Source organism: Spirosoma aerophilum (assembly GCF_054782495.1).
In genome coordinates this window covers 446,615-457,655 of record NZ_BAAGSJ010000001.1, presented here as the reverse complement: position 1 = coordinate 457,655, position 11,041 = coordinate 446,615, and the positions used below count along the sequence as shown (strand labels likewise).

The 11,041-nt window shown below is 53.9% G+C and carries 7 protein-coding genes and 1 pseudogene; 4 read left to right on the top strand and 4 right to left on the bottom strand.

All coding sequences use genetic code 11. The annotated features are described in order from the left end of the window. Positions 1 to 183 precede the first annotated feature (183 nt). Both ACYVK4_RS01800 and ACYVK4_RS01795 read right to left on the bottom strand, forming a co-directional pair. Positions 184 to 450, bottom strand: a pseudogene (locus tag ACYVK4_RS01800) (helix-turn-helix domain-containing protein); the annotation flags it as partial. Between the two features lie 126 nt (positions 451 to 576). After that, on the bottom strand, positions 577 to 3,168 hold the full coding sequence (locus ACYVK4_RS01795; RefSeq protein WP_461125774.1) for a family 20 glycosylhydrolase: 2,592 nt from the start codon (positions 3,166 to 3,168) through the stop codon (positions 577 to 579). A gap of 195 nt (positions 3,169 to 3,363) precedes the next feature. Here ACYVK4_RS01795 and ACYVK4_RS01790 point away from each other — a divergent pair, with 195 nt between their 5' ends. Together ACYVK4_RS01790 and ACYVK4_RS01785 are read left to right on the top strand one after the other, a co-directional pair. Beyond that, positions 3,364 to 4,953, top strand: a complete 1,590-nt coding sequence (locus ACYVK4_RS01790) for a sodium:solute symporter family protein (RefSeq protein ID WP_461125773.1) — start codon at positions 3,364 to 3,366, stop codon at positions 4,951 to 4,953. A gap of 5 nt (positions 4,954 to 4,958) precedes the next feature. Then, entirely contained in the window at positions 4,959 to 5,876 is a 918-nt protein-coding gene (locus ACYVK4_RS01785) for a dihydrodipicolinate synthase family protein (protein ID WP_461125772.1), read from the top strand. Positions 5,877 to 6,021: 145 nt separating this feature from the next. On the opposite strand, the gene ACYVK4_RS01780 is transcribed toward ACYVK4_RS01785, so the two are convergent. Both ACYVK4_RS01780 and ACYVK4_RS01775 read right to left on the bottom strand, forming a co-directional pair. After that, positions 6,022 to 6,219, bottom strand: coding sequence for a hypothetical protein (locus tag ACYVK4_RS01780; RefSeq protein ID WP_461125771.1), 198 nt, complete (start codon positions 6,217 to 6,219; stop codon positions 6,022 to 6,024). Between the two features lie 68 nt (positions 6,220 to 6,287). Then, positions 6,288 to 8,522 carry a hypothetical protein gene (locus ACYVK4_RS01775; RefSeq protein ID WP_461125770.1) on the bottom strand — a complete coding sequence of 745 codons (2,235 nt, stop codon included), beginning with the start codon at positions 8,520 to 8,522 and terminating at the stop codon, positions 6,288 to 6,290. Positions 8,523 to 8,998: 476 nt separating this feature from the next. On the opposite strand from ACYVK4_RS01775, the gene ACYVK4_RS01770 reads away from it, so the two are divergent. Beyond that, the gene (locus tag ACYVK4_RS01770) at positions 8,999 to 9,541 is read left to right on the top strand and encodes an RNA polymerase sigma factor (RefSeq protein WP_461125769.1); all 543 of its coding nucleotides are present in this window, start codon (positions 8,999 to 9,001) and stop codon (positions 9,539 to 9,541) included. Between the two features lie 157 nt (positions 9,542 to 9,698). After that, a complete protein-coding gene (locus ACYVK4_RS01765; protein WP_461125768.1) occupies positions 9,699 to 10,970 on the top strand; it encodes a hypothetical protein in 1,272 nt (423 codons plus the stop codon). Positions 10,971 to 11,041: the final 71 nt, after the last annotated feature.

The following is an 11,041-nucleotide window of genomic DNA, read 5'->3' as shown; positions in this document are numbered from 1 at the left end:
ACTTTCTTCCCCCATCAACCTCTGTGCTCTTTGTGCCTCTGTGGTTAAAAAAAAGAGCCACTAGCTATACATATAAGCTAAATTTTGATCGAGCCAACCCATTACTCACGTTGATTACTACTGCACAAGTACTTCAATGGTCTATACACGTTATCCGGCAAATGTTCGGATACTAACCTCCCGCTATTTTCCGGCCAGGTACCGATGCCGGTATTTGAGGGGCGTACACCCTTTGATCTGCTTGAACTGACGGGCAATATTCCGGGTGTCGTTCAGCCTCAGAACCATAGCAATCTCGGACACCGCCTGATCTGTTTTGAGTAGCTTTTTGGCGAATTTCTCGATGCGTAAATTCTGGATGTACTTGTAGATCGGGTAGCCGATCATCTGCTGGAAACGCATTTCGAGCGACCGTCTCGACAAAGGAACCTGCTTCACTCCCCCCACCTGCGCGGTTTTCCGAACACGTTCAGCGTTCTCCGGTGGAAACGTGGCATCCGGCCAACTAGTCAGAGGCTGTGCTCCCCCGCATATTTGGGAATGCCTTTCTGCCGACATTTGCTGTATCCTGTGCCTTTATAGACTTGTATGGCTAACGACTACCGCCCGGCTCGACCGCCCGGCGCTGTCAAAACTCTTCAGTGTCACCGTACCCGTTACTGGCACTGGATTCTTGTACAAGGTCGACTGGCTGGTTGGTTCGGAGCCATCGGTGGTGTAGCGGATCAGCAGACCCGGCAACCCGACATTGGCGAATAGCCTTCCGTTGTCGATGCGGGCCCCCGGCGGTGGAAGGCGGTAGGCATATCCTCCGTTGATGCGGGCCAGCCGGGGCAGGTCTTTCTGCGCGAGGGTATTGGCAAACACGTTCCAGCCCGCGCTGATGGCTTTTTCGCGGGCCGCTCGGTTCTCGATGGTTTCCCAGGGTCGCTCTGGCGCCCAGGCACTCTCGGCAAACCCCATCAGTTTGGGCAGTATGTAGTACTCCGCTATATCGCGGCCTTTAACGGTCTCGCTCCAGAGCTGAGCTTCAAGGCCACGGACGTTTTTGCGGGCTTCGGGCTTCATCCGTTCCAGACCGGTAAAGTCGAGGGGTTTACCCATGGCCGTTTTGTGGGTGGTCTTAAACATATCGAAGGGGGCAAACGCCCAGCTATTGCGCGTATCGACGTAGCCCGCCCAATAAAGGCCCGGTTCGCGCGGGTCGTTGGTATAGGCCAGGTCGAAGTAAAAGTTCGACACGTTACACAGCACGACCGGATAACCGGCGTTGGCCAGCCGGTTGCCCAAATCGGGGTCGAAAAGATTATTCCAGATGTACGGAACAACTTTTTGACCCACAAAGGCCGGGTTGGGAACATACGCGCCCGCTGCCGATTTGGTAAGGGCAACTTCTTCCCAGCCGTGGACTTCCAGATTGCGTTTTTTGAGCCGTTTTAGCAGGTTCTGGAAGAAATAAGCCTGTAAGTTTTTAGGGTCACCGATGGACGGGTTAGCCTTCAGCAGTTTGGCGGCAATGGGTGATTTCGTCCAGGCCCCCTCCGGTACTTCGTCGCCACCGGCGTGTATAACATCCATGGGCACCCCGGCTTCTTTGTACAGTTTGGCGATTTCGTCCACTACTTTTTCGTAGAAACGATAGGTGGATTCCTGCCCAACGCTCACCACATTATCCGTATACCCCTGTGCGGACATGTAGACAGATTTGTCGTTGGGATCGATGAGCCGGTATTCGTTTGCTTCACGTTCGTTGCCTTCCTTCATCAGCCGTTCATAGCGGGCTTCCATGGCTTTGATGGCGGCCCGGGCGTGCCCCGGAAAGTTCAGTTCGGGAATCACGTTGATGTGCCGTTCCTTCGCGTATTTCAGGATTTCGACAAAATCGGCTTTGGTATAATAGCCGCTGCCGTACTTCCCATCGGCGTAGGCCTTGGGGCCGGAGCCGTAAGCCGGGTGCAGCACCGGCGTTTCTTTGCCGGATGTATGCTGCCGTTGCGCACCCACGTTGGTCAGTTCGGGGAGCCCGTCGATTTCGAGTCGCCAGCCTTCGTCTTCGGTGGTATAGAACAGGAACTGGTTGACTTTGTAAAAGGCCAGCAGGTCGAGAATCCGCAGAATAGTCTCTTTGGTCTGGAAATTCCGGCTGACATCCAGGTGCAACCCCCGAAACGCGAAACGGGGCGCATCCTCGATTTGGGTATAGCGAAGCGTTATATCGACGGTGGGCGTCAGGTAGGCTTCGTTGGGCAGGAGGGCCAGTAAACTCTGTATGCCGTAAAACACCCCGGCGGCATCACTTCCGGTAATAGCAACCCCGTTTCCATCGATGCCCAGCCGGTACGCTTCCTTGGTCGTACCGTTAACGCTCACGCTGCCTGTTTTCAGAAGAATAGCGGTGGCCGGTGGCGTTCCTGTTGTTATCGAAATGTCTTTACCCGTCAAGGCTTTCAGTTTCTGTTTGAGGAAATTCGCTTCGCTTTCGAGCCCTTTTTCGGCATAGATTGGCATGGACGCGGCCAGGGCCAGTGTTTCCGTGCCGGAAGTCAGTTTAACGGGTGAGGGAATGATTTTCTGGAGTTGGTCGGCCGGGAGCAGCGAAACCGACAGGTTGTTTCGGTAGGTGTTCTCGGGGGTGTATCGAGATTCCAGATCATTGACGCCCCGCAGCGCCTGCTCCTTTCGGGTAAACGGCCGGATGGTGTAGTTGGCAATCTCGGCAACGCTTTCTTCCTTGCCCGCCTTGTCGTACCGCACAACATACAGGCCCAGTGGCCCATCGGTAAGTTTGGTGACGGCCTCGATACCTTCGTAGCTTATTTCGGTCGATGCGCCCGGTTTAAGTGTAAATCCTTTGGTCGGGACGAGCGTATACCAGTCGCCGTTAATGTGCCGGACCGTAGCTGGTTGGGGTGTTTTTGGTGTGATGATCTGGCGGGGCGCCATGTTGAAGAACAACGCCCAGTTGGCATCCGTGAGTGGTTGGTCGCTGTTGTTAGTGAGCGTAAAGCGGGCTTCGAAGCCGTCCTTTACATTCGTAAAATTACTGACCAGCTCCCAGGAAATCACCAGTTGCCGTCCCGCTTCGCTGTCTGTTGCGGGTGCCTGCCGACAGCCGGAAATGCCAGCAACAACGAGGAAAATGAGGGCGGTATAAAAACCAATACGCATAAATAGTCAGGTTAAGTAGCCTGTATATTACTTAAATCAGTACAAAAGATACTACTGCCGGGCCTGTGCTTTTTTACTTTTTAGAAGCATTTTTATAAAACTTTGAACTTCTGTAGGGTAGGGGCCCACCCCAATTTTCCTTACGCATAACAACACCCTGATCCTTAACCATCTCCGATACCTTGTAGGACCTCCATGAAAAACCTGCCCATTTTTGATTTGGCCGTAATTGCCGCCTACCTCGTCGCGATGGTGCTGGTGGGCGTTTACTTTTCCCGGAAAAACAAAAACGCCGATCAGTTTACCAAAGCATCGGGGCTTATTCCGGGTTGGGCGACCGGCTTATCCATCTATGCCACATTTCTGAGCAGCAACACCTTCCTGGGTGTGCCGGGGAAAGCCTTCGGCGGTAACTGGAATTCATTCGTATTCAGCCTGTCCATGCCCTTGGCGGCTTACATGGCCTCCCGCTTTTTCGTGCCTTTCTATCGGCAAACGGGCGAAATATCGGCCTATACACACCTTGAACACCGCTTTGGACTTTGGGCCAGAACCTATGCCGTGGTGTGTTTTCTGCTCACGCAGCTGGCCCGGATGGGCTCGATCTTCCTCGGAATTGCCCTGAGCTTACAGGCGCTGACGGGCTTTTCCATGCAGATGATCATGGTCGTCATGGGCGTTTGCATCATCATTTATACCGTTCTGGGGGGCATGGAAGCCGTTATCTGGACCGAGGTGGTGCAGGCTGTCGTCAAAACGTTTGGGGCGTTGCTGATCCTGTACCTCATCGTGCAGGCCATGCCGGGGGGCGTTTCCCACATTGTCGACATTGGGGCCACGCACGATAAGTTCAGTTTGGGGACGTTCTCGCCCGATTTTACCCAGTCCTCGTTCTGGGTGGTGCTGCTGTATGGGTTCTTTATCAACCTGAATAATTTTGGGATGGACCAGAATTACATCCAGCGTTACCACACCACAGCCTCGGCCCAAGAAGCGTCCAAATCGCTCTGGCTTTGCGTGTGGCTGTATGTACCGGCTTCGCTGCTCTTTTTCGTGATCGGCTCCTGCCTGTTCGCCTATTACCAGATTCACCCCGAGTTCATCGACGCCATCAAGCAGAAAGTGGCGCTGGACCGGTTACCCGCTTCGGCGTCGGCGGCCGAGGTGTCGCGGCTGGTGGCCACCCTGCAGCCCGCCGACTATGGCGATAAAGTGATGCCGCATTTTATGGTGACCAACGTGCCGCCCGGCCTGATGGGGCTGATTATCTCCGCCATTCTGTCGGCGGCCATGAGCACCATCAGCTCGGGTATGAACGCGTCGGCGACGGTCTTTACCGAAGACATTTACAAACGCTACATCAACCCCAATCCCAGTCCGAAGAAACAGTTGACATTACTGCATCTGGCTACGGTGGCGGTTGGAGCAATGGGCCTGGCTGCGGGGCTGGCCATGATTGGGGTAAAAAGTATTCTGGATGCCTGGTGGACACTTTCGGGTATATTTGCCGCCGGTATGCTGGGGTTGTTCCTGCTGGGGCTAATCAGTCGGCGAACCAGCAGTCATGAAGCCCTGACGGCTACGGTCATCGGCGTGCTGGTCATTCTCTGGATGACCTTCTCCGGCAGCCTCCCCGCCGAGTATGGCTACCTGCGTAATCCACTGCACAGTAACATGATTATCGTGGTGGGCACGCTCACTATTTTTCTGATCGGGATACTCCTGACGAGACTAAAAAATGGCCGTCCAACGCCCAGCGAACAGACGGCTGCTATCGCTAAATAAGTACGATGAAAACAGCGACTAAGGGCTTCATTCCGGTGATGCTCACGCCCTTTACCGATACGGGTGCCATTGATTTCGACGCTCTGACGCGGCTCACCGAATTTTACCTGGAGGCTGGTGCCGCCGGTATGTTTGCCAATTGCCTGTCGAGCGAGATGTTCGAACTGAGCGAGTCGGAGCGGCTTCAGCTTATCCGCCACGTCATTAAGGTGGTGAACGGGGCGGTGCCGGTGGTGGCCACGGGTACGTTTGGCGGGCCGATTGACCAACAGGCCGATTTTGTTAAACAGGTGCATGACACCGGTACCGATGCCGTCATTCTGATAACGGGTTTGCTGGCCGACGAAACCGATTCGGAGGCTGTTTTTAACGAGCACGTTTTTCAGTTGCTGGACCGTACGGAAGCCATTCCGGTTGGGTTTTATGAATGCCCGGTTCCTTATAAACGCTTGATCTCCCCCGAGAATCTCAAACTGTTTGTGGACACGGGCCGGGTTATTTACCACAAAGATACCTGTCTCGATATTCACCAGATCGAAGAGAAACTTCGGCTGGCGTCGCGCCCTGGCTTTGGCCTGTACGATGCCTACATGGCCCATGCGGTCGCGTCGCTGAAGGCCGGTTCGGCGGGGCTTTCGTGCATTCAGGGCAACTATTTTCCCGAGTTGATCGTCTGGCTTTGTCAGCATTACGACAACGCCGACCAGTCTGAAAAAGTAGCCCGTGTGCAGCAGTTTCTGATCGACAAGATGGATGTCATGCACCACGTGTACCCCATTACGTCGAAGTACTTTCTGCAGCAGCGCGGACTCGACCTTACCACGTTTACCCGCCGGGAGGTAGGCACGTTCACACCGGAAATTGCCCGGCAGATCGACGGTCTATTAACTGACTACACCCGATTGCAGGAAGAACTGGCGTAAATGTTTACGAATCGACGACTACTAAATCTTTATTGACCTTTTTGCGGGCTTTGTACGCCTTAAAACGCTTATTGCAATCCTCCAGCTGGTCGGGTTTGTAGCGTTTCTGGTATTCCGCCGGCCATGAGACATTCCTGCATTCGTTTCATCTGTGCGTTGCGTTTTTAAGAATTGATCTCGTCCGCCAGTCGGCCCGCTCCGCCAGCAGGGCCCCGACGATGGCCGCAAGGCATCCGGCAAAGGCCTCCCCATAGAAGTTGCCCCGGATGCCACAGGCAATGGACAGGGCAAGGCCACCGGGCAGAATGCTGCTGAACCGCCGAATGGGCGATTGCGTAGTCATAAGGCGCATGAACGGTCGTTAAGGGGTCGGCGGGTGGGACGTATAGCCCAAAACAGTTCATTGTGAGCTTACCGGCCCACGGGCGCGTTGATCACGCCCAGGTAGCGCCCCATCCAATAGGGGAGCAGCCAGATGTCGCCCGCACTGTGCTCCGATGCGCCGTTGCCCTGTGTGTGGTCCAGGGCAAAGGTGTTGCCATTGTGCCGTTGAATAGGCCGTTCGGCGGGGGAGAGCACTTCTTTGGTGGTTTGCCCCCGGAAGTTGTCGGCCAGCCTCTCAAGATCTTCCCGGTGGCTGTTGCGAATCTCCCAGTCGATCAGGTCGAGCGGGTGTTCTCTCAGGTACCAGGCAGCTTCGTTGAGGTCAAAGGATTTGGTACCGGTAAGGGCCGTGAAAATATTCCAGGCACCATCTTTTTCGGGTCGCTCAATTTCCCAGTGGTCGAGGATCGCCTTTTTGTAGTTTGCCCGCAGCGTATCGTTGAATGCATAGCGGTAGAGGCCCCAGTAGCCCACAAAATACATCTCATCGTCGGAGTGATTCCAGCCGTCCGACATATGCTTACTGTGTTCATCGGCATCGTCGGCCGCTTTCCCGATCAGCCGCATGGGTCGCATCATATTCGCCAGATAGCCGTGCTGCAGCATCAGCTCAAAGGCCTTCTTTTTGTACTTTTCCTTTTTGGTAAACTGGTACGCCGTTTGAAGCATGGCGATTATGTTGGATGAGTTCAGCTTTCGGTCGCCCACATTAATGGGGAATGCGTTGACGTAGTCCGGGTTCCATTTGCCCCAGTGCGTTGGCTTGCCGTCGAAGTCGATCAGGTACAGGTTATGGCTCAGGATATGGCTCATGACGGTGTCGATAAGGGTAATGGCCCGGCGTTGCATCGGCTTATCGTCGATCAGTTCGGCCATGGCCCCGAAGGCAAAAATATGCCCGATCACTTCATCACTGCTGGTCGTTGATTTCCAGTCCCAGCCGGGCTGGGGCGAATGCTGCCATCGTTCGGGGTCGCTGAGCCGGGCGATGTAGCCCGCCCGCTCAAACGACCGCGCCGGAAAGCCGGGTACAGGATTGATGGTGTACAGCCGCTCCATGGCATCGAGCGATTCGCGGCAGTTTTGCAGGGCGTCTTTTTCCTTTGTTACGGCGTAGCGGAAGATTTCTCCCGCCAGATACATGGATGTCCACAAGCCGTCATTGTCTGAGTCGGCCAGATAGCCCGTTGCCAGGTTCCCTTTTTCCAGCCCGTCCAGCGAAGCATTGAAGCCATTCCGGATATGTCGGCTCCGCACCTGTTGTCCGTAGAAAACGGCTTTGTCATGAAGGGTCATGAATTTGGTGGCCAGCTCGGCTATGCCTGCCGTGGTGAGTACCAGAACGCTGTTTTTGGGTCCGGCGGCAACTTGGGTGACCGCATTACCCGGCAGCCAGCGTTCGCCGTTGTAGTAGTTGAACTTCCCATCCGGGCGTAGGGAAAAGGCCCCTTTGGTTGAGCCGAACCAAAGTTGCCCGTTTATATCGGCCACGGCCGTGAGTTCGGTCCAGGGCAGTTTCCGATGGATGGCCCCGAGCTGGGTTTTGGTGAGCGGGTCGAATTCAAGGTAGCCGTCGGTGGTACCAATGACCACTTTTTTGCCCTGGCTGGTCAGGTCGAAAGCGGTGAAATTCTCCCCATGAAATACGTCAGCGAGTTTATGGGCCTTTTCTGAAAGGGTATACAGTCCCTTTTTGCCCAATATCCAGAACAGGCCGGTGGTGGGTTGATAGCGCATCCCAACCACCCGATCGTCGGGCAGGTTGCCTTTCCATAGTACCGATGTTTCGCTCACCAGATGCAGGGTTTTCCCGTCCGAAACGAGGAAGGTGAAGTTAGCCCCCCCGGTAAAAATCTGCGCCTGCGGCAACTGGTGCTGGGCGTAGCGTTTTCCGGCCCAGGCATTGCTCAGCACAGCCTGATCGTCGAGATAAACGAGTTGCTGGTCATAAATGCCTACTGCTGCCAGTTTCCGATCCTGCAACGGGCGATACGTGCGGTCGGGCAGGAGGGTGCCGGGAATGAGGAACTGCCCGCCGTGTGGATGCAGTAACCCATCGGCACCCATGAGCTGAATAACGCCGTTTCGGTCGCAGGCCAGACTCGTAAGTTTGCCGGTTGTTTTCTCCGAATAGTATTTGACGCTGTAGGGTTGTGCATACGGTTTGTCCTGGTAAATCGACGACTGGGCGAACAAATGTTGGCCGGGAGAGAGGATGGTAAGGAAAGCGGCAAAAATGAGCGTGAAAAAGTGGTTTTGCATAAGAATAGGGCAGTCGGTTATACTAGACAGTTGATATACGCCTTAGCGATCTCATCGGGCTATCCGCAAGCAGGTAATTTTCACTAGCCCGATGAAGGACGACTTAATCTACACCTGAATCAACGAAGAACAACCTGTTCTGTAAGTACTGGCAGCATCAACATCCAGGTTAAATAATAGACTGATACTAAGCGACTAAGGTAAACGGTGGTTGATTTACATGATGTATTTGTGAAATTGTAGCCGTTTGCGTAAACAGAAGGTATCAATACGCGAAGTGCGAAGATTAATTGAAATATCGTGCTCTATATTTGTTCCGAAGATAAGCAATGAGCCAAATGATATTTGGTTGAGGGGAGGTGGCGTGCCGGTGGATCCTTGCTATTTGATTGTATTCGAATTGTTTGACATATGTCCGGGCTGTCGGATGTCTGTCGGGATTATACCGGAAAAGTTTAGCCTTCACGTCCTCCTTTATGACTAGTAATTATTCCATTGAGTCCATCCTCGGCCGTGTCATTCAGGGTGACCAGGCTGCTTTCGCAAAGCTCTATCGGCACTATCGTGCGCCGGCGCTCAAATTCTGCATTTATCTGGTAAAAGATCGGGAGGAGGCCGAGAATATGATCCATGATGTGTTTATAAAAATCTGGGAGCGACGTATTCACATCAAACCAACCCTGAATTTCAGTTCCTATTTGTTTACCTGCCTTCGGAACATGGCTTTCGACTACCTGAAGCAGGTTGAAAAAAGCCAGCTGCTCCGGCAACGGTACATGGAACAGATGCAGAACGTTCAGGAGGAGCCCGACGATCAGGAAGCCCGGCTTCGGTTGCTTGACGCTGCGATCAACTCACTTTCCGAAAAGCGAAAAATAATTTTGCTGCTGAATGTAGAAGGGGGGAAATCCTATCAGGAGATTGCCGTAATGATGCGTATTTCAAAAAATACTGTCAAAAATCAACTCGTAAAGGCCAGGCAGCTCCTGCGCGAAAAGCTCGACTTCCCTGTTACTTAATTGCCGGCAGGTCAGGTGGCGACCCTGGCTGGTCCAGGGAACCGGTAAACCCGGGTAGTTTTTCTTTATTGTACGAGACAGCAGGCCGGGATTCAGGGGGAAAGCAAGATGGAAAAGAGGACCCTGAACAGCTTCAATATCGAATGCTTTAGCCTATATGAAAAAAATCGTTTTTGCGCTTATAGGTTTCGGCCTGACGGTCGTTTCCGTTTCCGGCCAGGTCTTCAGGGCGGGGGCCGCCGTTCGGCTGATTACGCCCAATCCGTTACTGCCCGTTTCCGGCGGAATCGGTACACCCAAAAAAGCGGTCGAAACAAAAGGGGAGTTATATGTCCGGGCCTGCGTTTTTGAACGGGCAGGTACACGCGTTGCCATCGTCAGCGTCGATAACCTGGGCTGGCCGTCGGTATTGGGGAATAAATCGAGAGTACTTATCAAGGGAATTCCTCCCGAAAATATTCTCATTGGCGCTACCCATACGCATAGCGGGCCCGACGCGTATGGTTTTCCGAACGAGAAAGGTGAGTCGTTTGCCGACCTGCCGTATCTGGACAAATGCGTGCACGCCATTGCCGATGCCGTCAACGAAGCCTTAGCAACGGCAAGCCCGGCAACATTGAAAATTGCCGTTGGCGATGCCAACGGACAAATCGCCTACAACTATTACGCTCCGGCGTTGTATGACCCTCGCTGCGGGGTTATACAGGCCATTGCCACCTCCGGAAAAAATGCCGGAAACCCCATTGTAACGCTGGTCAATTACGCCATTCACCCGGAGGTGATCGGCTCGGACCGGGGCATTCTCAGTCCGGATCTGTGTGGCCCGCTTTGCCAGCGAATTGAGTCGAAGGCCGGGGGCGTGGCTCTCTTCATGAACGGCGCTCAGGGTGGCATGGTCACCGCCGACAACCGGCGGGAGAACGGTAAAGAAGCCAACACCTGGGAGGAATGTACCCGAATTGGCGAACTGCTGGCCGACGAAGCCCTGCGCATTATCACTCCCGCTGAACCACAAGCGAGCCCCACCTTATTCTGTGCCACGCGCAATGTTTCGTTTCCCATCGAGTCGGAGATGATGAAATACATTGTCAGGAACTCACCGTTGAAGTACCCCATTGCCGCCGGGGATAAAGTGGTGGCTCAGGTGAACCTCCTCAACATCGGCACTGCGCAGATACTGACCATCCCCGGCGAAGCCCTGCCAAACATCGGGTATTACCTAAAACGACACATGCACGCTGGCGTGCCTTTATTATTTGGTCTGACGAACGACGCCTTTGGGTATATGCTCACGAAAGTAGACTTCAATAGCTTTAAACGGTACGAGTACATCAGCCGGACCAGCCTGGGCGAAAACACGGCTGAGATTTACATGGACGAAGCCCTGAAATTAATTGCCGGATCGCCAAAGGCAGATGGCCATAAATAGCGTAAAAGGCTTACACTGATTAACTTGTGTCATGCTGTACAACGAGCGGCCCCGTCCGTTGTACAGCATGA